24 protein-coding genes and 1 pseudogene are annotated in these 22,118 nt (G+C 43.1%); 5 read left to right on the top strand and 20 right to left on the bottom strand.

Annotated features, from left to right (window positions below; all coding sequences use genetic code 11):
- Nucleotides 1–4: 4 nt before the first annotated feature.
- The 3 genes from H6F41_RS11305 to petJ all read right to left on the bottom strand — a co-directional run bounded on the left by H6F41_RS11305 (nucleotide 5) and on the right by petJ (nucleotide 1,727).
- On the bottom strand, nucleotides 5–625 hold the full coding sequence (locus tag H6F41_RS11305; protein ID WP_190403584.1) for a hypothetical protein: 621 nt from the start codon (nucleotides 623–625) through the stop codon (nucleotides 5–7).
- Entirely contained in the window at nucleotides 555–1,145 is a 591-nt protein-coding gene (locus tag H6F41_RS11300) for a superoxide dismutase family protein (RefSeq protein WP_190403583.1), read from the bottom strand. The genes H6F41_RS11305 and H6F41_RS11300 overlap by 71 nt, the downstream gene beginning before the upstream one ends.
- A 240-nt stretch (nucleotides 1,146–1,385) precedes the next feature.
- A complete protein-coding gene (petJ, locus tag H6F41_RS11295) occupies nucleotides 1,386–1,727 on the bottom strand; it encodes a cytochrome c6 PetJ (RefSeq protein WP_190403582.1) in 342 nt (113 codons plus the stop codon).
- Between the two features lie 429 nt (nucleotides 1,728–2,156).
- Here petJ and H6F41_RS11290 point away from each other — a divergent pair, with 429 nt between their 5' ends.
- Complete coding sequence (locus H6F41_RS11290; protein ID WP_190403581.1) at nucleotides 2,157–3,038, top strand: Sll0314/Alr1548 family TPR repeat-containing protein; 882 nt, start codon at nucleotides 2,157–2,159, stop codon at nucleotides 3,036–3,038.
- Nucleotides 3,039–3,165: 127 nt separating this feature from the next.
- Nucleotides 3,166–4,002, top strand: a complete 837-nt coding sequence (locus H6F41_RS11285; protein WP_190403580.1) for a Cof-type HAD-IIB family hydrolase — start codon at nucleotides 3,166–3,168, stop codon at nucleotides 4,000–4,002.
- A 61-nt stretch (nucleotides 4,003–4,063) separates the two neighbouring features.
- On the opposite strand, the gene H6F41_RS11280 is transcribed toward H6F41_RS11285, so the two are convergent.
- Nucleotides 4,064–4,849: a hypothetical protein gene (locus H6F41_RS11280; RefSeq protein ID WP_190403579.1), complete on the bottom strand. Its 786-nt coding sequence runs from the start codon at nucleotides 4,847–4,849 to the stop codon at nucleotides 4,064–4,066.
- A gap of 466 nt (nucleotides 4,850–5,315) precedes the next feature.
- On the opposite strand from H6F41_RS11280, the gene H6F41_RS11275 reads away from it, so the two are divergent.
- Nucleotides 5,316–5,702, top strand: a complete 387-nt coding sequence (locus H6F41_RS11275; protein WP_190403578.1) for a hypothetical protein — start codon at nucleotides 5,316–5,318, stop codon at nucleotides 5,700–5,702.
- Between the two features lie 81 nt (nucleotides 5,703–5,783).
- On the top strand, nucleotides 5,784–6,836 hold the full coding sequence (gene csaB, locus H6F41_RS11270) for a polysaccharide pyruvyl transferase CsaB (RefSeq protein ID WP_190403577.1): 1,053 nt from the start codon (nucleotides 5,784–5,786) through the stop codon (nucleotides 6,834–6,836).
- Nucleotides 6,837–6,894: 58 nt separating this feature from the next.
- On the opposite strand, the gene sat is transcribed toward csaB, so the two are convergent.
- Nucleotides 6,895–8,097 carry a sulfate adenylyltransferase gene (gene sat / locus H6F41_RS11265; RefSeq protein ID WP_190403576.1) on the bottom strand — a complete coding sequence of 401 codons (1,203 nt, stop codon included), beginning with the start codon at nucleotides 8,095–8,097 and terminating at the stop codon, nucleotides 6,895–6,897.
- A 251-nt stretch (nucleotides 8,098–8,348) separates the two neighbouring features.
- On the opposite strand from sat, the gene H6F41_RS11260 reads away from it, so the two are divergent.
- Nucleotides 8,349–9,233, top strand: coding sequence for a DUF4436 family protein (locus H6F41_RS11260; RefSeq protein WP_190403575.1), 885 nt, complete (start codon nucleotides 8,349–8,351; stop codon nucleotides 9,231–9,233).
- A 52-nt stretch (nucleotides 9,234–9,285) separates the two neighbouring features.
- Here the strand turns inward: H6F41_RS11260 and H6F41_RS11255 are convergent, their stop codons facing one another.
- The 15 genes and pseudogenes from H6F41_RS11255 to H6F41_RS11185 all read right to left on the bottom strand — a co-directional run bounded on the left by H6F41_RS11255 (nucleotide 9,286) and on the right by H6F41_RS11185 (nucleotide 21,963).
- A complete protein-coding gene (locus H6F41_RS11255) occupies nucleotides 9,286–11,631 on the bottom strand; it encodes an ABC transporter substrate-binding protein (RefSeq protein ID WP_190403574.1) in 2,346 nt (781 codons plus the stop codon).
- A 62-nt stretch (nucleotides 11,632–11,693) separates the two neighbouring features.
- Complete coding sequence (locus H6F41_RS11250) at nucleotides 11,694–12,284, bottom strand: Uma2 family endonuclease (protein WP_190403573.1); 591 nt, start codon at nucleotides 12,282–12,284, stop codon at nucleotides 11,694–11,696.
- Nucleotides 12,285–12,394: 110 nt separating this feature from the next.
- Nucleotides 12,395–13,768 (bottom strand): phosphoglucosamine mutase, encoded by a 1,374-nt coding sequence (gene glmM, locus H6F41_RS11245; protein ID WP_190403572.1) that lies wholly within the window; start codon nucleotides 13,766–13,768, stop codon nucleotides 12,395–12,397.
- Between the two features lie 117 nt (nucleotides 13,769–13,885).
- Nucleotides 13,886–15,391 (bottom strand): tetratricopeptide repeat protein, encoded by a 1,506-nt coding sequence (locus H6F41_RS11240; RefSeq protein ID WP_199288750.1) that lies wholly within the window; start codon nucleotides 15,389–15,391, stop codon nucleotides 13,886–13,888.
- Between the two features lie 116 nt (nucleotides 15,392–15,507).
- Nucleotides 15,508–16,200, bottom strand: coding sequence for a hypothetical protein (locus H6F41_RS11235; protein ID WP_190403571.1), 693 nt, complete (start codon nucleotides 16,198–16,200; stop codon nucleotides 15,508–15,510).
- Nucleotides 16,197–16,667 carry a globin family protein gene (locus tag H6F41_RS11230; protein WP_190403570.1) on the bottom strand — a complete coding sequence of 157 codons (471 nt, stop codon included), beginning with the start codon at nucleotides 16,665–16,667 and terminating at the stop codon, nucleotides 16,197–16,199. The genes H6F41_RS11235 and H6F41_RS11230 overlap by 4 nt, the downstream gene beginning before the upstream one ends.
- A 101-nt stretch (nucleotides 16,668–16,768) precedes the next feature.
- Nucleotides 16,769–17,149 carry a hypothetical protein gene (locus tag H6F41_RS11225; RefSeq protein ID WP_190403569.1) on the bottom strand — a complete coding sequence of 127 codons (381 nt, stop codon included), beginning with the start codon at nucleotides 17,147–17,149 and terminating at the stop codon, nucleotides 16,769–16,771.
- Nucleotides 17,146–17,880, bottom strand: a complete 735-nt coding sequence (locus tag H6F41_RS11220; protein WP_190403568.1) for a V4R domain-containing protein — start codon at nucleotides 17,878–17,880, stop codon at nucleotides 17,146–17,148. Before H6F41_RS11220 ends, H6F41_RS11225 begins: the two co-directional genes overlap by 4 nt.
- Before the next feature lie 93 nt (nucleotides 17,881–17,973).
- The gene (locus tag H6F41_RS11215) at nucleotides 17,974–18,474 is read right to left on the bottom strand and encodes a 2Fe-2S iron-sulfur cluster-binding protein (protein WP_190403567.1); all 501 of its coding nucleotides are present in this window, start codon (nucleotides 18,472–18,474) and stop codon (nucleotides 17,974–17,976) included.
- Nucleotides 18,475–18,481: 7 nt separating this feature from the next.
- Nucleotides 18,482–19,327: a PleD family two-component system response regulator gene (locus tag H6F41_RS11210; protein ID WP_190403566.1), complete on the bottom strand. Its 846-nt coding sequence runs from the start codon at nucleotides 19,325–19,327 to the stop codon at nucleotides 18,482–18,484.
- Between the two features lie 385 nt (nucleotides 19,328–19,712).
- Nucleotides 19,713–20,153: a 2Fe-2S iron-sulfur cluster-binding protein gene (locus H6F41_RS11205; RefSeq protein WP_190403565.1), complete on the bottom strand. Its 441-nt coding sequence runs from the start codon at nucleotides 20,151–20,153 to the stop codon at nucleotides 19,713–19,715.
- 112 nt (nucleotides 20,154–20,265) lie between these two features.
- On the bottom strand, nucleotides 20,266–20,862 hold the full coding sequence (clpP, locus tag H6F41_RS11200; RefSeq protein WP_190403564.1) for an ATP-dependent Clp endopeptidase proteolytic subunit ClpP: 597 nt from the start codon (nucleotides 20,860–20,862) through the stop codon (nucleotides 20,266–20,268).
- A gap of 164 nt (nucleotides 20,863–21,026) precedes the next feature.
- Nucleotides 21,027–21,341 carry a hypothetical protein gene (locus H6F41_RS11195; RefSeq protein ID WP_190403563.1) on the bottom strand — a complete coding sequence of 105 codons (315 nt, stop codon included), beginning with the start codon at nucleotides 21,339–21,341 and terminating at the stop codon, nucleotides 21,027–21,029.
- Nucleotides 21,342–21,544: 203 nt separating this feature from the next.
- Nucleotides 21,545–21,703: pseudogene (locus H6F41_RS19000) on the bottom strand (type II toxin-antitoxin system PemK/MazF family toxin); the annotation flags it as partial.
- A gap of 5 nt (nucleotides 21,704–21,708) precedes the next feature.
- The gene (locus tag H6F41_RS11185) at nucleotides 21,709–21,963 is read right to left on the bottom strand and encodes a hypothetical protein (protein ID WP_190403562.1); all 255 of its coding nucleotides are present in this window, start codon (nucleotides 21,961–21,963) and stop codon (nucleotides 21,709–21,711) included.
- Nucleotides 21,964–22,118: the final 155 nt, after the last annotated feature.

The following is a 22,118-nucleotide window of genomic DNA, read 5'->3' as shown; positions in this document are numbered from 1 at the left end:
GTTCTCATCTACCAACATTGGTTGTAAAGGTCAATTCAAAGTCTGGGAAATCAGCAGCCCTTTTCGCAGATCCATTTAATCGCAGTTCATATCTGCCCACCTCTGGAAAAGTTACTTCGAGGCTCGGTAATCCCAAATAGAGATCAATGATCGATGTTGATTTAGGGACTATAAATTTAATAGCTTTATTGGTGAGTGATCGTACTTCCAAACGACAATTACATTTTTCGTAGGGGATGATCTCGCCGCCGCGCTTGGTGAGCGCAATCCAAACCCTTGATTTTTTTCCTGCAATTGGGCGATCGTTCGGTTCGATATGTATTGTACCGCCAACAGAGTTAGAGGTTTTTACTTCATGGGCAATGCGAATGGGTGGTAAGACTTTTTCTGAATAGGGAATATCTAGATTAGAAGTAGTAGATACGTTTAAATTTAGGAGGATCGAGGCTAATTCAAGCATTGATTCAAGATAATTCTCAAAAGTGATTCTTACAAATGAAAAATGATGGGGGGCGGTTTTCATTTTGCCGTAGGCAAAATGAAAACGGTAATATTTATGGATTGCTGATAATTCCACAGGCAATGCGAGTCTTGTAATCGACATTGGGAATTGTGGATTTTCCATTTGCGCCTGCATGAATCAGAATCGATGTGCCGCCTTGTTTAAGTAAGGAATTTTTCCCTGTTCCCAAACTCAGTTTTGATAGTATTGCCGTCAGAGTTCCCTTACCATTCTGTTGAACAATAATATTTGGCAAATCACCCGCAGGTATATGTTTTGACTGCTCATGTTTGTTATGCATCATGTGCATCTGCTCGTGATGATCACCATCATCGTCGTCTTTAGGATCAAAGTGATGCCCCGATGTTGTGAACTCTGGTGAATCACATTTGCCATTTTCGTGAATATGCACCATATGCTCACCCTTTGCCAAGTTGTTGACTTCCAGTGAAACCTTTACACCTAGAGTCGTTTGGAGAAATGTCGCAGTTCCAACTTGCTCGCCTTTGATGTTAAAAATACGCGCCGTTGCATTTTGGGCGAGCGCAGAGGCTGCCGTCGTCGCTGTCGCCATGGTGATGCAAGAAAATATGACTGCAAATTTAGACGCAAATTTAGATGGAAGATGATTTGGCTGAATCATGACCTATTTACTTGATTAAAAAATAACATAACTGTGATTTGTGGTTTGTTTTCCACCTAAAGCTACAATTAACCGCAGAATTGTGGCTTTAGGATTAGAAGCAAAACTTTTCAAACATACTCTGATCGAAATTACTGCCTTCCCAGCGAAAGATTAGCGTTGCGGCGCGAAGCGCCGCAACGCTAATTCTCGGTTTTTAATGCCTATTTTTAGACTGGGAATGAATGTAGGACTTAGGGCTTAGCCTTTTGCCCAACCATTCTGAGCTTGTTCGAGAACATAATTCGCGACGAGATTAATTTCATCGGCGCTAAGCTTTTTACCAAAAGCAGGCATTGCACCTTTACCTTTGGTCACTTGGAGGGTGATGGCTTCAACCGTGTCTTTGCCATACTTTGCCAATGCGTCGGCTTTTAAAGTTTTGGCAGCAACAACGTTATTTCGTCCGCCTGCATGGCATTGAGCGCAGTTGTTATTAAAAATCTTTGCGCCTTCAGATACTTCGGCAAAAGCTGGTTGAGTGAAAGTCAGACTCAGCAACATGGTCATTGCGATCGCAAAAATAGAAAAAATGCGTTTCATGGTTATCAGTCTCTTAAAATATTTACGAAAAATAAGGGCAAAGCCTTAGCTGATGCCCTACGCGGCTTAGCCGCAAAGTCGAGTTGAATTTTAGTCTGGGTTTATGATGACCTTAGTTGCTCTGGCAGTCAAAAGACAGCCCGTCAAACAATAAATTTAGTTAAGAAGTATTGACTCTATGCATCACTATTAAGCGATAGAAATAATGCTGTTATCTGAGTGAAAGTCAGAAACTTTTTATGAATTACAAGCGTCCTTATAAGTGCATTAATTAAGTGCATCAATATATGATGTTACGGACAATTTAATAGATCAGATTAAATTTAGATAACGTATTTAGATAAAGTCTGATTAGAATTTGTCAGAACATTCAGAAATACGCTCTCAACCTTGCGAATCTCCCACAGCCTGATATTTTCGGGGAATATTATGAAACGATCTTTGAAAATCCTATCGACATCTCTGTTGGCAGCATTAGTCAGCGTCGCAACTGTTATGCCTAGCTTTGCGGCTGACCCATTCCGCAGTAAAAATGCTAGACCCATCGGCAGTGAGACCCAAAAAGCCTTTGAACTGATGTTTAAGGAGGGAAATTACAATGCTGCGGTTAAACAACTAAATGCCGCAGTCGCAACGGAAGCCAATGAGCCGTTACTATTTGCTCTTAGAGCTTCTACATTTTTTGCTACCGAAGACTATTTGGGAATGCAGGTGGCGGGGCAACGAGTTCGTAAAAATGCAGAAAGCCTCAGAGGGAAGGATAATCTACGCGCCTATATTTACCTCGCGGCAAGTGATCTCATTGAGGCAGGATATATTGTCAAAACACAGGGAATATCGAGTGCACCTAGAGCCTTACCCCTTGTGCAAAGTGTTCTTGACTATCTTCAAAAAGCCAAGGATATCGATCCTAATGATCCCGAGTTGAACTTGATTAAGGGCTATGTGGATATGCTAATCGCCTCAGTATTGCCACTCTCTGATCTCGAATCAGCATTACAAAGCTTACGTCAATTTGCTGCGCCTGATTACCTCAAATGGCGCGGTATTGCCCTTGCCTATCGTGATGCACGGAGACCAGATTTGGCGATTGATGCGGTAAATAAGGCTCTAGCATCAGCACCGAATAATCCTGAACTGCACTATCTAAAGGGACAGATCCTCTGGATGCAGGGTGGTAACAGTACGGCTGAAGCCAAGAAATTTTTTGAATTGGCTCTCAGCAAATCGAACCAAATGAATCCTAGTCTGCTTTCCGAAATTCGAGACCAATGCCGCAATTTATCGGGCGGCGTAAAGTGCGCCGAATAATATAAAACCAGAAGAGGAGTTGCGGCGCGAAGCACCGCAACTCCTCTTCTGGTTTTTGCTATTACTACAGCCGAATTGGGACGATTTTCGCTAGACTATTGCCAATCAACCAAACAGGCAAAAAATCATGGCGCAAGACATTAAACTGATCGTGGTGGATATTGATGGCACGATTAGCGGTGATGCCAATCAGGTTAATGAGCCTGTTAAACAAGCAATCAAGGCGGCTCAGGCAAAGGGCGTAAATGTGGCGATCGCCACGGGACGAATGTATCGATCGGCGGTCAGATTCCATGAATTAATTGGCTCGGATATGCCCTTAATTTCCTATCAGGGGGCATTTATTAAAGATCCCAAAACTGAGGAGTTGGTAGGGCATTGGCCAGTGGATATTGAGCAAGCCCTGTCATTGCTGGATGATCTCGGTGAATTTGCCACTAATGATCAGCTTTCGATTCATATCTATGTCAATGATGAACTTTACGTCCGTAAAATGACTGCTCAGACTGAAGCCTATGCCGAGCGCTCGAAAGTGGGGGTTAAGGTGGTTGGTGATTTACGCGAATTTTTAACTAGTCAGACGACGGAACATCCACCTACCAAGATTTTGGCTTTAAGTGATACGGCGGAACTGGTGACGGAAATGCTGCGGGTGCTAAAGGGACGCTATACACCGCAACAACTGTATCTCACGAAGTCAGTGGCGACTTTTTTTGAGGCAACTAATCCGATCGCAAATAAAGGTACGGCAGTTAAGCATCTCGCGGAAAACATTTTAGGCTTTTCACGATCGCAAGTTTTAGCCATTGGTGACAACTTCAATGACCTCGAAATGATCGAGTATGCAGGTACGGGCGTGGTCATGGGCAATGCCCCCGATGGCTTAAAAGACTTTGGTGACTGGGTTGCACCGACCGTTGAAGAAAATGGTGTTGCGGCTGCGATCGCCAAATTTGTGCTGTAGTAATTGTCAACCAAAGCAAATTGCCCCGCCGAAGGAGGGGCAATTTGCTTGACTGGTGTAGTTAATAAATCGCTTCCTTGGGCTTGACCAAATTAATCGCGCGTAGTCCTGAAATCACACCTGTACCAATTACGGCTCCCGATAATCCACGCATCACATTTTCCACAGGAATAATCGGAATTAGTGCATTCCAAATTGGCTCTGGCCAGTTGAAGAGATAGTAAGTGAAGGGAACTTGACTGAGGTGGGCAAGTCCACAAATTGTCCAAGTGCCGCCAAATATGCCGATTGCCACCTTCACAAAGTTACTGCTGTGAATCAGCTTGGCAAATAATGTGCGGGTGGGGAATAGAAACAGCAATAGTGCCGACCAGTCGATAAATGCGCCTGCGATAAAAGTATTTACGGGAATGCCATTACGGAAGGCGAGATACGCATATGCCCCAAGCTCGATCGCAAATAAACCCGTTAAGCCCAAATACCAATATTGTCGCCTTTGAGTGATTACCATTGCGCCTGCGGCAAAACTGGCAATGACCGCACCCCAAATTGCGATCGCAGGTACTCCTGCGGTATAGGGAGCAAGAAATACCCCAATCAAAGTACCGATACCGCTAGCCATTGCCCCTGCTAATGGGCCGAGTAACCAACCAAGCAGAGGATAGATGCTCTGACTTAATGGAATTCCTTTTCCAGAGCCTAACACAATTGAAAAAGGAATAAATGCCAAAACGGTGACAACCGCAGCAAGGACAATCACATAGGCGATGGGTGCGCCATCGATTGCCGCGCCGCCCATTGTTTTAACTTCCCTCTCTAAGCCTTCGGGGATTTGGTTTTCACTCATGATAGTTGTTGGATTGAGACCTTTGGGGACAGAGAATTATCTTTTTTAAATATAGCTAAGTAGTTCAGCATAAATAACCTGAAAACCCAGAATCGTGAGTCGTCCACTTCGCGGGCAACTCACGATTCTGATTTTTAGCTACTTAGCTGTAGTCACTTGCATCACCCCAAAAGAGAATTGCGGCATGAAGCGCCGCAAAGCCTATCACAAGACTGGCGACAGCTATACATGTTTTTGCAGACATTTTTGCTGATGATTTCTAGGTTGTGCCTTTAAAAACGAAGTGAAACAATAAGCCGCAGTCAAAATGAAATTTTGCTAAGGATCTCTATCCATGGCACTGGTGATCGCAACTCAAGAATCTATACCTCTGCCAATAAACTTGGTTGTGTTTTGTGTTGCGCTAATTGTGCTCTTAATTATGCTGGTTATTGTTTTGTCGCTACGAGTGATGAAATTACAAAAAATGATCAAGCTGAGGACAAACCAAATCAATCAAATATATGTCCAAAATAATCTACCAAAAACCTTGGTTGCCACCTCCGTTAATCGTCAGCGTCATGCCCCAAAGTCTAAGCATCCTAGTCATAGCAAAACCCAGACCAGACTGTATCAGCAACCCTTAAATACTCGAATAAATACGCAAATAAATACGCAAAGGCTGACTAGGCAATCTTTGCGGGTCAAAAAATCACGCAGATTATTGCTACTTGCGATTATGTTGGCAATCGTCACTGGTATTGCGATCGCATTAATTCAATTTGGCAATGTTTTTATTAGTTCTGAATATTACTTGCCTGTGGGTATGGGGATTGGCTTCTTAATGTTGATTGGTGCGATTTCAGCGCGATAAATGCGAGACAATTAAGGGCAAAAGAAAGTGAAGTAAATCTTCACTTAGCTACAAGATATAGAGCAGATAGGGCAAGCGACTATGCGACGTGCGGTGTTATGTGGATATTACGGAATGGGTAATGGTGGCGATGAAGCATTGCTTGCCACTTTATTACAGATGTTACCGCCCGATATGCAGCCATTGGTCTTGTCCGCCAGTCCCAAGGCGACGGAAACTTTGCACAAGGTCGAAGCTTGCGATCGCTATTCCGTATTTTCATTAATTAATGCTCTAAAGCAATCAGATATCTTTATTTGGGGCGGCGGTAGCTTAATGCAAGATGCCACCAGTGCCAGAAATCCAATTTATTATGGTGGATTGATGGGGCTAGCGCAGGGGATGGGATTGCAGACTGCAGCATGGGCGCAGGGGGTGGGGCCAATCAAACGCAAGCTTAGTAAATGGATCTCGAAACGAGCTTTTCAGGGTTGTAACCTCGTCTCCGTTCGCGATCAAAATTCGGCTCAGTTATTAGCAGATTGGCAAATTGAAAGTATTGTGGCTCCCGATCCAGTCTGGGCTTTAGATGCAACCGATATGAATCTTAGCCGTGATCCCTCTGCGCCTAAAGTTGCCGTAATTTTGCGATCGCATCCGCAGTTAACATCCTGTCGCCTTGCCACAATTACCGAGGCATTGCAAAAGCTACAGGATCAGACCAAAGCCTATATTTTATTAATTCCTTTTCAACCTGCACAGGACAAGTCAATCGCACAGGCAATTGGCGATGCTCTCAACGACAAGCGCCCCAATCAAAGTCAAGTGATTATTCAAAAGGATCCCCGCAAACTGAAAGGAATTTTCCGAGGTGTGGATTTAGCGATCGCCATGCGGTTACATGGGCTGATCATGGCAGCATCGGAGGGTTGCCAATGCTCCGCTATTAGCTACGATCCTAAAGTTTCCTATTTGATGGAAGATTTGGGAATTTCAGGATGGGAATTAGAAGATTTACCAGAAGATGCTCAAATGCTTACGGATGTTTGGGTTAATGATTTAAGTCAAAGTTTAAATCAGGAAATTGCGATCGTAAACCGTATTCAGCAACTCAAACAAAAAGCCCTCATTCACCAAGAAATTTTAAATTACTAGACTCTTACTCCCCTTCTCCCAAAGCAGGAGAAGGGGCTGGGGGATGAGGGCAAATTGATTAAATTTCAAAGCCTGTAGAAGCTTCCTCGACTGCCATTTGATGCATTACCTTCGCTAGCTCTGCGGCAACTTCAGGACGCGAGAACTCAGGAGGAGGACATTCACCACGGCGCAACATTTCGCGTACCTTTGTGCCAGAGAGATGCACCCGTTCTTCAGGAAGGCTAGCACTAGTTTTAGTGGTTGCCATCCCCTGCGTGCGCTTGCAATAGAACGCATGTTCAAACATCAGAGGAATGATGCCGAGTTCGCCTGCTTCAAACTCATCAAAGATGTATTGCGCGTCATAAGTTCCGTAATAGTCGCCAACACCAGCATGATCGCGTCCGACGATGAAATGAGTACAACCATAGTTTTTGCGAATCAATGCATGGAAAATTGCCTCACGGGGGCCTGCGTAGCGCATCGCCGCAGGGTTAATTGCCAAGGTGACCCGATCGAGCGGGAAATAATGCTCTAGCATGATTTCATAGCAACGCATCCGCACATCCGCAGGTACGTCATCGCTCTTAGTTGCACCAACGAGAGGATGCAAGAACAAACCATCAACGATTTCCAACGCACATTTTTGAATGTATTCATGGGCGCGGTGAATCGGGTTACGGGTTTGGAAACCAACTACAGTTTTCCAGCCTTTCTCGATAAATAATTCACGGGAATCAATGGGATCGATCTGATAGGTGGGGAAAAGTGGATGAGCGCGTCGCTCTAGCAACCACACGTCACCAGCGAGATAGACATCGCCTTGGGCGTAGACGACCTTTACTCCGGGGTGGCGATCTTCGTTGGTGCGATAGACATGGAGCGCTTCCTTTAGCTTGTCGTATTTATATTTTTCACTTAGTTCGAGTACGCCAATAAATACACCACTAGGATCATTTAATCGCACCAAATCACCAACATTGAGGGTGTCTGCCACTGCATCGGTGACGGGTAAAGTGATCGGGATTGACCAAGGTAAGCCATTGGCAAGGCGCATGTTTAAAACTACGGATTCATAGTCCGCTTTACCTAAAAAGCCAGTTAGAGGACTAAATCCACCGATCGCAATTAACTCAAGATCCGACAGCGATCGCTCAGTCAACTGCACAACTGGCAAGTGGTCAGCCTTGCTATAAAAAACTTCTTTTTGCGCGTCTGAGGCGAGGCGATTGATTAGTTGACCACCATGCGGTGCAATGTTTTTGATTTGTCGAGCCATGAATTTTGAGGTTAAGTTTAAGGGGCTTAGTGACTAGAGTGAATTTTCATAACCCACAACCTAATCGTTACAAATTTTATCAATGATTGATCGTTAATAAAACGATTCTGCGGAAAGGTCGTCATCAACTTGTCCTCAAACTGTCGATGTAAAGAATGTTTACTCATGTCTTTAGCAAACTAAATGCCATTGCGATCGCTATATGATCTCAGTTGAATTGTTGAATTATTGCTCTCAACTCTAAAAACTAAATGGAAGATACGTCTAGTAAATTGTTCAGAAAAAGGCTTCTGATCATTATTCTGTTTGTGGCGCTTTTCATTGCATCATTCTCAGGTGCACTCTATCTCTATCAAAACGATCGCACTCAACGTGCGGCAGATATTGTTTTTGGTGACGAAACTATACCAAATCGCATGGATGTGGAGATTAACCTTCTATCCATCGATCCGATTAAAGGCGAACTCGGCTTTCGTTTTGATGCCACCCCAGAAGGTAAGTTCAGTAAAGATGCTAGGTTAGCGGAAGACTTACGATTTTTCACAGGTATTGAAAGTGGTAAAGCTGAAGTCACCCTTGCCAAGGGCCGTATTCCTGATGCTGTAACGGGGACTATCTCTCTATCCACTGGTAAGGTCAGTGATTATCCATTTGATGTACATACTTCTGATTTTTATCTCTTCTTCACTAACCCTAAAAATGAAACAGAAGATATTCCGATGCTAGTCAGATTTTTCGGGGCAGTTCCAGGCTTTAACGTTGATATTGACTATATCCCCAAGTCTGAGTTTGAATCTAGCGATGACTATATGGGACTGCGTGTGCAGGTTTCGCGATCAGTGATTACCAAATCATTCTCGATCTTTTTGATGATTGCGATGTGGCTAATTGGCTTGATTATTTTCACGATGACGATGGTTGTAGTTTGGCAACCACGCCCTATTGAGTTTGGGATGTATACCCTAATTGCGGGTATGTTATTTGCCTTGCCCGCGGTACGCAATCTGCAACCGGGTGTGCCTCCCCTTGGTAGTTTGACCGATTTTCTATCTTTCTTTTGGGCAGAGTCATTAGTGGCGATTTCCTTGCCAATTTTGTTCTTCTGTTGGTTAACTCGCTATAAAAAGCCTGTCTAACCCTGTCTAACAAAGTTGTGGCTCACGCGGAGCGTGAGCCACAACTTTTATTTTAGAGACGGCTGCCGTATGCGATCGCATAACTAGCGATTGTGGCAATCATAATCGCGGGATACAAAATCCATGAGCCGATATTTAACAGGCGAAATGCTTTTGTACGCCCATCTCTTTCTAATTTTGTGCCAATCACCGTCACCACAATTGGCAATAAACACAAACTGAAATAAACATAAAACACATATTCTAAAGCGACAGTGTATCCCACCTCTGGCAATTGATTGTTAAAGGACAGCAATAACACAATTCCCGATAGTAGCGCTGAGGCAGGAGCCATCGTGCGCGGTACAAACATCGTATAGGGGAAAAAGAGGCAACAGTAGGTTAAAAGCGACAATAAAATCAGTGGCAGTAGATTCTTCGATAAAAACACTAGGGTTTTACGCTGAAAGGACATCCGCACACTGAGACCGGGGTACTCTACCTGAGCATTGGCTTGGAGTAAATCGGGATCGCCTTGGGTAGAGGTGCTGCGCGAGGAATCTTGAAAATAGGTGATGTCTTTGAAGTTCCAGAGTTGTAGACCTTGGAAGGGTTGACGCTCTAGGGCTTCAGGTTTCGGTAATTTGAGACCGACCCTATCGATCGCATAAATTAATCGATCTGTAGAAAGATTGGGATTGTCAAAGCGCAGCGTTAAACGTTGTGAGTCGAAGGGATAGTCACGAAAGTCAAAGGAATTCCGAAATTCACCACGTACCCGATAGAGGCGATATTTTAAACCATTGACTAGTTCGGCTTTGATGGGTGCTTTGGGGTCAAATACAGGGGCATTAGGGTTGACACTGTTGCTGACGGCATCGGGGAATTGAATTTCCGTTGGTTCATCATTGCCGTTATAGCGAAACCACACATAAAAATCGGCAGTGAAACTAGATTTATCAATGCGGTTCATTTTATTGAGATCTAGCCCTGCATAGACCACCCGTTGTCGCCAAAAATATTGCTCACCTGATTGGACAATATTTCCTGCTTGCGTTTCCTTTGCCAACTCCAGACGCTCAGGGTTAGAGATGGGGGTGAACTGTTGAGCCGCAGAAACGAGTCGATGGTTTTCAAACTGAGCAAGACGCACAGGTTGATCACTGTTGCGATTGGCATTGAAATAGAGCAGTCCTGTTAAGCCCCGCAGACCAACTTTACGATTGTTCAGTTTTTCTAGCTCGGCGCGTACCTGTTCGCGATCGCTAATTAAACTATCTGCTGTTGCCTTCGGATTTACCTTGCGAATGGCATCCACTGCTGCGATGGCAGCCTCATAAAACTTAGCTCCTAAATAGGAGGGTGGTTTGTTGTAGGCTTGTTCGTAGGCATTTAGGAAGTCTTGAGCGTCAGCACCCGCACTGTCGAACAGAATCGGTGATGCGACGTACATTCCATCCGTAAAGAATCCAATATTATTCTTTTCCTCGTCGTACTTCTCAAAGCGTTTGGCAAAGGATTCTCTGCCCAGTGCTTGTTCACTAAAAATTGGATTTTTAATACCCTTACGTTTGAGGGCAACCAAAAAATCTTCGGCAACATCCTCTTTGGTTAAGGGTAGGAAAATCAAGCCTGCTTCAGGTTCAGCCGCCAATTCATCAACGATTGTTTGCACTGATTGCTTGCGATTATTCGGATCGGAATCGATCCCCCAAGTGCGTTGAATCTTGCCATTGCCATTTTTTTCAAAGGCAGCTTTGAGCACTTCCGACTGGGACTGCTCATTTTTACTGGCTTGATCGTAAATGATGCTAGCGGTTTTGAACTGCAAAACCTGTTGAGCATAGATTGAGAGGGTTTGGGCGAGGGCATTATTGGTATAGACCATCCGAAAATAGTAAGGACGATCTTTGGTCACTTTCTCGCTGTTAGCTGTTCCCGTAATTGCGGGCAATTTACCCTCTTGATAGATATTACCTGCGGTGATCGAGGCATCGGATGAACGATGTCCCAACACAATCACAGCGTTACTTTTAACTATTTCGGGGGCAACTTGTTTGACTGTTTCCACACTGCCTTTGTCATCAAAAAGTAAAAGCTTGAGGGGGCGACCGTTGATCCCGCCATCTCGATTAGTGGAATCAATATATAGTTTGATGCTATCAACTATTTCTTGTCCGCCGTTTGCGCCATCGCCACTGAGGGGAACTGAAACTGCGATCGCAATTTCTTGAGATTGCGCCACCGATGATTGGGGAAACAGTCCACCTATTGATAGAACTAATAAAAGTGCTGACAAGGTAAGCGCGATGAATCTCACCCAATGTCGCATTTTGAGAAACCGTAAACCTAATTGCATTAACCCACCAAATGCTAAGAAGCCATAATAATTAAGCGGCGGCGCATTGCGTCGTCTCAACTCATTATCCTAGCTTGCTAAGTTAATCACCACTGCTATCGCGCTTAACTATGTTGCACTATTTAAGACTTTGGTAAAACTTTACTGAGTTCTAAATGTAAATCGAGATCAGGAAATAAATTTAAGGCGATTACCTGATGCGAGAGAACATATCTTCTTTGGGCATAGTTACCTTTTCCTTGGTCATCACGGTAGGGTTCGCTATAGACTTCTAATCGATTGTCGATCAAGTTAAATAACCAATAGTTGGCAATTCCTGCTTCGGCATAGAGCAAGCCTTTAACATCACGGTCATAGCTCAGAGAGGAATCGGCAATTTCAATGACTAGGAGAATATCGTCAGGGGTGGGATGTCCTGTTAGGTAATCATCTTCGCGATCGCGCACAATCACAAAATCTGGCTCAGGGGAACTATCAGGTGGCAAAAAGATTGGATCTTGGCACTGTAATTTTGCATGTCCTTTAACTAAATTTGATAGTTCTTCCAGCAGGTTGCGACAACAAAATGTATGCCGAATTCCCTTGGCAACCATATAGGTAATTTCTCCTCTAATTAGTTCAGTACGCTCTCGTTCAGCACTGTTTTGTAACATTCCTAAATCAGTAAGACGTTGATATTCTGCGATCGTGAATCGTTTAGTTTGAACTAACATGAGCGCACCTTCCTAAACTCATATATGTCTCATCATATAGCGCTTTTCAAGTAATCTATACGAAAAACTTTCCCCGCTTTTGGCGGGGAAAGTTTTTCGTATAGATTGCCTTAGTTTTGCAACAACTGTTTTTCAATCAATCCTGTCAGGCTGTCTGTCCAATGGGTTGCCAAGTCCAAAGTTTCTGCCTCCACCATTACCCGCATCAATGGTTCTGTCCCAGAGGCTCGGACTAGAATCCGACCCCGATCACCTAAATCTTGTTCAGCTAAAGCGATCGCTTGCACTAAGGCATCGCAGGTTTGCCAATTGCGGCGCAGTTCCCGATCTTCCACCCGCACATTTTTGAGGAGTTGGGGATAGGGATGGAAGCTTTGATCCATCAACTCGGAAAGAGGCGCTTTTTGTTTTGCTAAGGCGGCTAAATGTAAGGCTGCGAGCAACCCATCTCCACTCACGGCATAGTGACGACAAAGCACATGTCCAGACTGTTCACCACCAAGCATTGCGCCCGATCGCACCATTTCGGCATGGACATATTGATCACCCACGGGTGTGCGGACAAAGTTGCCGCCCAGTTTTTGCCATGCTCGCTCAAAGCCAAGATTTGCCATGACAGTAGTCACAATCGCACTATTGGGGAGTTGATTATTCTCCAGTAATTCCTGACCCCAGAGATAGAGAATGTAATCACCATCAACCACGCGCCCATGGCTATCGACTGCCAATACACGATCGGCATCACCATCAAAGGCAAAACCCATGTCGGCATTGTATTCTTTGACAGCAGCTCTGAGCGGTTCAAGGTGGGTAGAGCCGCAATTGACATTAATCCGCTCGCCATCGGGTTCTTGGTGTAGACAAATTACCTCTGCACCCAAGTTGCGAAATACTTCTAGGGAAACACGGGTTGCCGAGCCATGGGCAAGATCAAGCACGATCTTTAAACCATTTAAATCCGTTGCGATCGAGTTTTGGAGAGATTCTTGATAATCAGAAATTAGATGGGCTTTTTCGTGATACTTTCCCCAATCGGTTGAAGAATTAACTAAATCAGCATGGATGCGGGACTCTAAAAGGGCTTCGATCGCTTGTTGCGTTTCACTGCATAGCTTCGTACCATTGTCGCCAAAAAACTTAATTCCGTTGTCTTCGGGTGGGTTATGGCTAGCGGAAATCATGACACCGCCAAAAATTTCTGGGGAATTAGCAGTCAGATAGGCAACGGCTGGGGTAGGACATAGCCCAATGTGCCAGACATCCCAACCTGCGGCGGTCAGTCCTGCGGAAATTGCCGCCGAGAGCATGTCCCCAGAAGTACGCGAATCTTGGCCGATCGCAATTACATTCGGTTGATGATTGCGATCGCAATCAACTCGTTCCCGTAAAATTTTGCCAGCACTAATGCCAACTTCTAGAGCTAGGGGCGCAGTCAAAAAGTTGCCAACGTGACCACGAATGCCATCTGTCCCAAATAATTTCATAAATCCAACTCCACACACCTTAGAGAAGCTTTTTGTCATTTTTACAGATCACTTTACAGCGATTATGTGATTGCCGTAATTGCCATATAGAGGGATAACAATAAAAAGTGCCCCAAACTAGCCAAACTTTAAATTAATGTAGGTGGTATCATGACTGGCTAATACTACCGTCTCCTGACCCGACTCTAAGCACTGAGGCGGATCAACAACATGGACAGCTTGCATCCAACAAGTATCCTGACTAAATGGACTAGTATCTAGGTAAATTTCGTCATCTAACCACAAACGGAACCAAAAGACAATCGCATGGCAAGTGCCACTTTCAGTAATCTGTACGGAGATATTACGAGATTCAGGCTCAATATTCGTGCCACAAAAGTCAAACTCGAAAACTTCAAAGGGTTTACAGAGAGTGATGTACTCAAAGTTTCGTAAGTATAATTGCAAGTAATCAGCTTTTTTGGAAAAGGCATTAAACAAACTCAGATCAAAGCCTGACACTATATTCACGCGATCCTGATGAAATACTTGACTACTATCCACTAGCACCGCATATACAGTTGCCGACTTAGGAATAATTTGAGCATTGGGCTTGAGCAAATGTTCCCTTGCATGCCGAACTGAAGGAACTGCGTACTCCGCCAAAAGCCCCACATCAAAAATTTCACTGACTAAAATATCAGCAGGTTCGCTTAAATCTGCACCAACTTGCAGGTCATTAGACAACTTATTGAAGGTAGTAATCTGCTGACTATAGCCATTAGCTTCTACAATTTGCCGCGCCATATTTGCAACAACCTTCACCTTCTCACAGGTATACACCTGCTTTGCCCCAGCCCTTGCCGCCATCAGTGCTAGCAATCCAGATCCAGAGCCAATATCTAAAACTACAGATTCAGGTTTGACAGCTTTCTGTAAAGCCTCCTCATAGCAGTTATTGCGGTAGGTATCATTCATCATTGGGAAATGCCAACGCGGGACAAATCTGTTGTAGATTTGGTTCAGCTTCCGAGACAAATCAGGCAAATCAGGATTGAGTGAATAGGCTTTTTCGTAACAGTCAATCGCATCTTCAAACTGACCTTGTAGTGCTAGACAATTACCGATATTGCAGTAGGCTTCTGCATATTCTGGTTTATGGTCAATCGCCTCCTGAAAATATTGCACAGCTAAGGAATAGTTACAGCGATTGTATGCAATATTTCCTAGTTCTAGAATGGCTTCAGCTAGTTCTGGATTGATCTCTATGGCTTTTTGAAGTGCTGATTCAGCAGCACTAATCTCTAAGAGATCGCGCAGGACATATCCATATTGCAGATAAAATCCTGCATATTCAATTTCGACTTCTAATGTGTCTTGGTAATAAGTAAAAGCCTGATCTAGTATTTGATTTTGGCATTCTTCATGATCGCTAGAAGATGGCACAACTAATATACTGTTAGGATCATAATGCTCTGCTGCATACTGGTGACGAATCTCAACTACTCGCTCATAGGCTGCGATCGCCTCTTGCCAATTTGCTTGCTGATAATAAAATCTTGCTAAGCGGAGCCAGACTTGATCGTCACAGGAATTCATTTCAGCTTCCTGCTTAAGGGATTGCAGAGATATTGGCTCAAGCATATGTATTGTCAATAAATATTGCTAAACATTAGACCACAAACACGCAAAAAGAGTGGAAACGCAATGCGCCGTCACTCTTTCTCTATAGCAAAGGTAGCGCAATGCGCCACCTCTGCTTAATTTTGCGACACTAAATTTTCCAATACTTCCGCAGTTCGCATCCCTTTTTTCACCCAAAGCTCTACCTGTTGCACTTTGCTAGTGGCACCCACAATAAAACGGGTAAAACTTCCTTGAACGGATGAATCGGAACTTTCACTAGCCTCGACAGTCGGCGGCGGTGACCAGTCAGTTGCACAGGCAAAGATGTCCTTACCTGCCCAACGCGAAAACCACGCGGCGATAAATCCTGCCTGCAATTGATGCCAAGGGACTGTTCCTGACTGCAAACCAATTTCACTACCTGTCGTTAGTACCGAGTTTTCCGTAGTCACAATGATTAGCCCATGCTGACGATAGCTAAAATCGATTGTTAGTGTTCCCATACCATGCACAGTCCAAAGCTGTCGCATCGTTGCCAAAAATTCTATAGCGTTGGTCTCCATAATCGTAGTTCCTTTATAGGACTCGATCTCACTACGGATATGATCATAAAAGGAGCCGCCCCAGCCCCAGCCGAAGGTATAGAGAGCCAAAGTTCCTGCTTGTCCAGCTTCAGATTCTAGGGCGCGGTGAATGCTCTTTAGAAGGAAGTTAGGTATGGCTATAAGCCGATCGCCTTGACGAGTAGAGAGTAAACCTGTTGCAGGATCAGACTTGACATAAAAGCGGGGCGAGAAATAATTACTAGGAATGGAGTTGGAAATCATTGGCTTAACCATTGGTGTGCGATCGCAATATAGGGCAGCAACAAAGCAGCATTTTCCTTGGAAAGATTATCTTTAACTGATTTTTGCAAAGCCCGATAGGTAAAATCGTTAACCCGTTGGTTTTTGAGAGCCAACATAATATTTTGCATCCAATACAACAAACGATCTTTGAGCAACTCTTCATCTTGCAATAACATCGCTGTCGCACAGTAACGCAATACCAGAGCCATATCGCGATTGCACTTATTACCGCCATCGACATTCACTTTTGCCGCAATATCTGGTGCAGTCGATTGAAGCTGAAGCATGACCTGCTCAATAATCACATTTTCCTTGGCTTGAATCTCGTCATAGGCTTGACGGCGCTGTTGCCATGCGGCGATTGTACGATCCAAAGTGCGTAAATCTTCGGGGCTAATGTAGGAGCCATCAGCATGGTCTAATACATTTTCTAAAAGAGTAAGCATATTTTTTAAGGTTGAAATAAGTATAAAAAACTGAATAAATAAGGGCTTCGATACAAAGAATAGATTAAGCAACTCTATTCACTTTATACATATTAGCGATGTTAAGCGTCAGGAAAATTCATCAACAAATCATCAAGTAGAGTTAGATCTTCCTCCTGAACTGGCAATATATCCTGACTTTCAACATTCCATTCGATTTCTGCCAGCAATTCCTTGGTGGTTAAAAATTCTAAATTGGATATATCTTCTAGACCTAAGACAAAGGGTGAGGGACGAGGAACTGCGATCGCAGGTTTACTAATTGGTTGATCTAGTTCAGGGAAATCTGAATCAAATTCAGCATGGTCATGCAAATGCGGTGAATGCTGAAAGTATCGCTCTCCGAAAATGACTCTCTTGATCGCTTTAAATAATGATCTCCAAAATCTCTTAAAACCATGCAGCCAATCTTGCCAACGAGAGCGGTGACGACGTTTTCTCAACTTAATATACCTCCTGTATTTTTCTTAACTCGACCATTAGAACTATCAGGCTGTTGATCTAAGAGCCTTTTCTCAATTTCTTGAGCTGTAGCCCCAGAACTTAGCCAAAATTCCGCAGCCTTAATTCGATTTTCTGAACCAATCAAAAAACGACAGAAATTGTTGCCCATTGAGTAGCATTGAATTTCGGTACTACTTAAGCCTCGGTTGAGTAGTACCGAAAAGAACCCTGCCAATAAACCTGCATACAGAAAACATACGGGTTTACCGATATTGCCCATCGACTTAGCAACTGCCGAGTCAAATAAATCCACAAAAATGAAACCTTCACGAATTGAACTGAGATCGACACTCCATTTCCCCCAGCCTTGTGCTGTCAATGGCCACCACCAAGTTTCTAGGGCAAAGCTTAGATTTGCTTTGCTGACACTGAACTGAAAATCCCTCTCAAACCAGACCTTAAAATCCTTAGCATCTTCAGTCCCCCAATCCTTGCCAATCAAATACATCAACCAGCCAGAAGCCTCACCCACTTCGTGGTCTAGCCCCTTAAGCAATGACACAATAAAGTCATCACTAGCTAAGACATATTGGTTTTGGTTCCAGTCTCTAATTTGTCCTTTGTGCTGATCAAACTTAAAAAATGTATGGCGACTGTAGTGACAAACTTTAGATAAAGGGCTTAACGGAAACAATGCTTCCTCATGATCGCGAAATGGTGATTGAGTCATTGGTAATTCTTGAGTTGACTTATTAGATTTGGGTAGATAGATATTGAAGATAAATTTGCAGAGATGAAAGTTTTCATATTGCTATCGTGAGCTTCATGAAACTACAGACTTTTCGGTAGGCAATAAAATTTGGCTTAGATCGGTAGCAAAAGAAGAATCAATTGCTGCCATTTTTTCTAAGGCCGATCGCAAAATCAGCTTGCCTGCTTCAACTAGAATTTCACCAGTCAGGGGATGGATCAAATTTTGTTGGGCGCGTTTGCCAACCAAAGGCTGCAATTCACCAAGCGAGCCAATATACATGCCTTGGGGAACTTCTATCACCACACCGTCCTGCCAAACTTTTGCCTGACAAGCCAGTCGCGAATTTGGCTGAGAGGAAGTGATAAAGCTGAGAGTTAGTATTTCTTGTTCGCTTTTGGGGCTCAGAGCCTCTTGTCCAGATTGAATATAGACGTGACAGGTTGCACATCGCCCCTGTCCACCACAGGCTTGAAGTACGTTCATCTCTTGCCTCAGCAAAGCACTGAGTAAAGTGCTGTCAGTTGCGACCTCCACATCTTGGTTTAAAGGTTGTAATTTTATTTGTTTCACTTAGCGCTCATTCAGTGGAGGAAATTAGTTTAGAAACATCGGCAGATAAAGCCTTAGACTGCAAGATCTTTGGGAAGTCAACGATGACCCGCTCACATTCCTTTAAAAAAGCTTTGACCCATGTTTGCACATCCTGTAACTGGTCATGGGTTAGCGGCTCTATCTGCTCAGAGATAAACGGACAACTAATTTGGGCTTGATAGTCAACTTGCCAATATTCTAAGGAAGGATGCAGGGCGACTAGACTCGCATGGGTTTTTTTCCAGTAATTTGCGATCGCAAGTAATCCCAAATAACTAGAACTGTACTTAGTCAGGCGGTTTAGGGCAACTAGGGTTGACTCCCAAGTTAGGGTGTCTATCCTCAGCTCATAATTATTGACATCAGCACTTTGCTGCTTATTATGAATCGAAGCTTGAATGGTGTTGTTAAGAATGATCCGTATTAATGCCTTCCTAAATAAATGCACATTTTGTGGATGAATACTAACTACATCATGAACACCTCGATCAATTGCCCATCGACGAAAAAAATCACTCACTTCTGGCTGATCAACCAACAAAACAATTGGTAAGTCTTGCCATTGCTTAAAACAGCGACGACAAACCTCTAACCAATTGATGTCTTCTAAAGTACCTAACAAAATCAGATCAGGAGATTGTTGGGTAACGGTCTGAACTAACTGTTGATAATTAGAGCAAAGATCGGGAATCCAGCGATTATCCTTTTTTATCTCCTTGAGAATAGATTGAGATACATTGGTCTTTGACTCAGCTAAAGCCAAGTGAATAAGCTGCTTTCGCGGATATTGATAATCCGCAAATTCTTCCAAAAAAGAATCTGAGTTATTCATTGTTAATGTTTGCATTGTGCAATTTTTTATAGTTTTTTATAAAAATTTTTTGATATTATAAATATAAGATTTAATTTAAGTGATATATAAACGAGTAAAAAATATTAAAAAATTTAAAACAAAATTAAAGTCAAATGTTCCCGCATCAACACAGAGCATAACGCCCTGTACATCGACTATGAATAGCAATGTCATTCTCAGTTAAGGTCATAACAAAGCTTAGTTAGTGAATAAAGCCTAGAAGCTGCTTCGAGAGAACAACTGTAATTCTTGCAATCCAGTGTATAGCCCCACACAAATAACTATTAAAAATTTAAAAAAAATATTTAATTTTTAATATTAATCTGAATATCTAATAAAAATGCCTGTTGCTTGATTGGCTTGATCAAGAATCACTTAGTAGGCGCTCTAAAATCTCTTGAGTAATTAAATTTCCTTCTTGGACAAGCAACTCATTAGTGACGGGATGATAGATAGCGCGTGGTGCAAGACGGTTTTTGAGCCTCTCAAAAATTTGAATCAATTTCTTGTCCGCTTTATTATCCAAATAAAAAACAACGCCATCACCTAAAACTGAAGTTTGGCATGTCAAACGATAAAAAGTCGCATCTCGACGTGTATTTTTGAGAGTATTTTTCTCTAAAGTTTGCATCGAACTAAGACTAGCTGCACCATCAAATACTCTTAATGCACAAGTACCACAGGTTCCTTGCCCCCCGCAGGCTGCAACTAACTCGACCTTGGCATGTTTTAGCGATCGCCACAATGCATTTTGGGTAGAGACGTTAATCGTGATTCCTAAAGGCTCAAGTTTGATACGAGGCATAAAGCGTAGATTTTGCAGAGAAAGTAAGTATTTAAACTCATGATAGTTCTAAAATTTCATTAAGTAAGATCGCCCTTACTTAATGAAATTTTGAGTCATCTTATTTTAAACATTACGATGCAATGTCAAATTTTGGTCGCTGCGTGACCACTTCATCGATCAATCCATAGGCTTTTGCCTCATCAGGAGCCATAAAGAAATCGCGATCGGTATCTTCGGCAATGCGCTCAATGGGTTGACCTGTATGGAAAGCCATCAACTCATTGAGACGATTCTTGTGATAGAGGATTTCCTTGGCTTGAATTTCAATATCTGTCGCTTGTCCCTGTGCGCCACCAAGGGGTTGGTGAATCATAATGCGGGTATGGGGCAAAGATAGTCTTTTACCCTTTGCGCCACCAGTGAGCAAGAAAGCGCCCATACTTGCCGCTAGTCCCACGCAGATTGTGGAAACATCAGGGCGAATGTGCTGCATCGTATCGTAAATAGCCATTCCTGCGGTCACCGAGCCGCCGGGGGAGTTGATGTACAAGAAGATATCTTTTTCGGGATCATCGGCTTCGAGAAAAAGCAACTGAGCAACGATGATATTAGAAATATTGTCGTCAACCTGTTGCCCCAAAAATACGATCCGTTCCCGTAGCAGACGAGAAAAAATATCAAAGGCTCTTTCGCCACGACCAGACTGTTCGATTACGGTTGGGATCATAGTTAATCTTTACGGTTTACTCTCATCATATTGTACTGATATGTCATGAAAGCTAACTTTTCTCTTTATTCGGATTTCACCCTGTCCTATAGCTGTTGCTACTGGTAAAACCCAATAAGTTAAGAGACGGCACAAAGTGCCCCTCCTTACTTATTGGGTTTTGTTTAGTCATGCCGATCGCGATAAATTGCTCTCGAAGTGCGATTTTGGGCAGCAGTCAAACGCACAGCTTCTTTACCGCTTAAATCGCCATCCTTCAGATAAACACGACGTTGGGCGGCAATTTTTGCCTCTCGCAATTCTAATTTTTTGTACTCTTGTTGGCTGATTGTGCCTTGTTGGACTCCGTTGTAAATCCGCACCTGTTGATTGATCTGGCGATCGCGAATTGCTCCTGCGGATGCAGAACTTGGAATTATAAGACTGAGGGTGCTGAGAACTGAGGTAGCTGCAAGGATTGGGAGAATGAAGCTTTTCATGATGTCACCTTGGGCAATTGCCTTAATTAACTGTTTAACAATTACGCTGATTTAGACATTTGCTACTAGTCAAAAGGTTCAAGTTATTTGTATTGATAAACATGTTCTCAAAACTTTTTGAAAACATGTTTGGATAGGTGGGTTAGTTTTTACGGTAAGCCCAAAAGTAATTTCTGCAATGGCAATGACGCTTATGTTTTTTGCTATGGCGTTTGATATCCAAGCGTAAATAGGACAGTTTTTTCTAACTCTACGATCGCATTTATGTCTAGCTGTCCTAATCTTTTAATTAAGCGAGTTTTATCAAGGACGCGGAGTTGATGACAAAGTGCAACTGAGTCTTGATTTAATCCGCCTTGACCATATTTCACCACGTTCCACTTGCATTTTTGTCCTCACTGTTCAATAGTTCGGCATATTCAGAAATCCCTGCTTCGGCAAGTTCTCGATCTTCTTGTGCAAATTCTTGGTAGAGGTCAGCAAATTGACTAACATCAGTTTTTTGGCGCTTAAATTTGGTCTGAAATTTGATAAATGCAATAAAATCTGCAACTTGTTTTAGTTGTTCGTCATTGAAGTGGTCTAACTCTTGTTTGAGAGATTCCTTAGTAATTATTGACATTGATCATTCTCCATTTGCAAATTGGCAGATTTCCTAAATAAATTAATGTCTTGTGCTATAGCAAACCTAAATGAGTTGTGGAAAAATAGAGAAGAAGAAATCAAAGCAAAGACTTGGAAGAATTAACTGAATTTATAGAGAGTAATCCCAAGAGC

Origin of the sequence: Pseudanabaena mucicola FACHB-723 (genome assembly GCF_014696385.1) — a bacterium.
Classification (GTDB): Bacteria; Cyanobacteriota; Cyanobacteriia; order Pseudanabaenales; family Pseudanabaenaceae; genus Pseudanabaena.
The sequence above is the reverse complement of the archived record's forward strand: the minus strand, read 5'-3'. Positions and strand labels throughout refer to the sequence as shown.

Excerpts from the sequence above, each read along its gene's own strand:
- H6F41_RS11205 (WP_190403565.1), bottom strand. The coding sequence starts at position 20,153 with ATGCCTCGTATCAAACTTGAGCCTTTAGGAATCACGATTAACGTCTCT.
- csaB (WP_190403577.1), top strand. The coding sequence starts at position 5,784 with ATGCGACGTGCGGTGTTATGTGGATATTACGGAATGGGTAATGGTGGC.
- H6F41_RS11250 (WP_190403573.1), bottom strand. The coding sequence starts at position 12,284 with ATGTTAGTTCAAACTAAACGATTCACGATCGCAGAATATCAACGTCTT.
- H6F41_RS11285 (WP_190403580.1), top strand. The coding sequence starts at position 3,166 with ATGGCGCAAGACATTAAACTGATCGTGGTGGATATTGATGGCACGATT.
- sat (WP_190403576.1), bottom strand. The coding sequence starts at position 8,097 with ATGGCTCGACAAATCAAAAACATTGCACCGCATGGTGGTCAACTAATC.
- H6F41_RS11260 (WP_190403575.1), top strand. The coding sequence starts at position 8,349 with ATGGAAGATACGTCTAGTAAATTGTTCAGAAAAAGGCTTCTGATCATT.
- H6F41_RS11185 (WP_190403562.1), bottom strand. The coding sequence starts at position 21,963 with ATGTCAATAATTACTAAGGAATCTCTCAAACAAGAGTTAGACCACTTC.
- H6F41_RS11300 (WP_190403583.1), bottom strand. The coding sequence starts at position 1,145 with ATGATTCAGCCAAATCATCTTCCATCTAAATTTGCGTCTAAATTTGCA.
- H6F41_RS11230 (WP_190403570.1), bottom strand. The coding sequence starts at position 16,667 with ATGCTTACTCTTTTAGAAAATGTATTAGACCATGCTGATGGCTCCTAC.
- H6F41_RS11280 (WP_190403579.1), bottom strand. The coding sequence starts at position 4,849 with ATGAGTGAAAACCAAATCCCCGAAGGCTTAGAGAGGGAAGTTAAAACA.
- glmM (WP_190403572.1), bottom strand. The coding sequence starts at position 13,768 with ATGAAATTATTTGGGACAGATGGCATTCGTGGTCACGTTGGCAACTTT.
- H6F41_RS11210 (WP_190403566.1), bottom strand. The coding sequence starts at position 19,327 with ATGAATAACTCAGATTCTTTTTTGGAAGAATTTGCGGATTATCAATAT.
- H6F41_RS11195 (WP_190403563.1), bottom strand. The coding sequence starts at position 21,341 with ATGAAAAGCTTCATTCTCCCAATCCTTGCAGCTACCTCAGTTCTCAGC.
- H6F41_RS11305 (WP_190403584.1), bottom strand. The coding sequence starts at position 625 with ATGGAAAATCCACAATTCCCAATGTCGATTACAAGACTCGCATTGCCT.
- H6F41_RS11275 (WP_190403578.1), top strand. The coding sequence starts at position 5,316 with ATGATCAAGCTGAGGACAAACCAAATCAATCAAATATATGTCCAAAAT.
- H6F41_RS11220 (WP_190403568.1), bottom strand. The coding sequence starts at position 17,880 with ATGACTCAATCACCATTTCGCGATCATGAGGAAGCATTGTTTCCGTTA.
- H6F41_RS11290 (WP_190403581.1), top strand. The coding sequence starts at position 2,157 with ATGAAACGATCTTTGAAAATCCTATCGACATCTCTGTTGGCAGCATTA.
- petJ (WP_190403582.1), bottom strand. The coding sequence starts at position 1,727 with ATGAAACGCATTTTTTCTATTTTTGCGATCGCAATGACCATGTTGCTG.
- H6F41_RS11240 (WP_199288750.1), bottom strand. The coding sequence starts at position 15,391 with ATGCTTGAGCCAATATCTCTGCAATCCCTTAAGCAGGAAGCTGAAATG.
- clpP (WP_190403564.1), bottom strand. The coding sequence starts at position 20,862 with ATGATCCCAACCGTAATCGAACAGTCTGGTCGTGGCGAAAGAGCCTTT.
- H6F41_RS11235 (WP_190403571.1), bottom strand. The coding sequence starts at position 16,200 with ATGATTTCCAACTCCATTCCTAGTAATTATTTCTCGCCCCGCTTTTAT.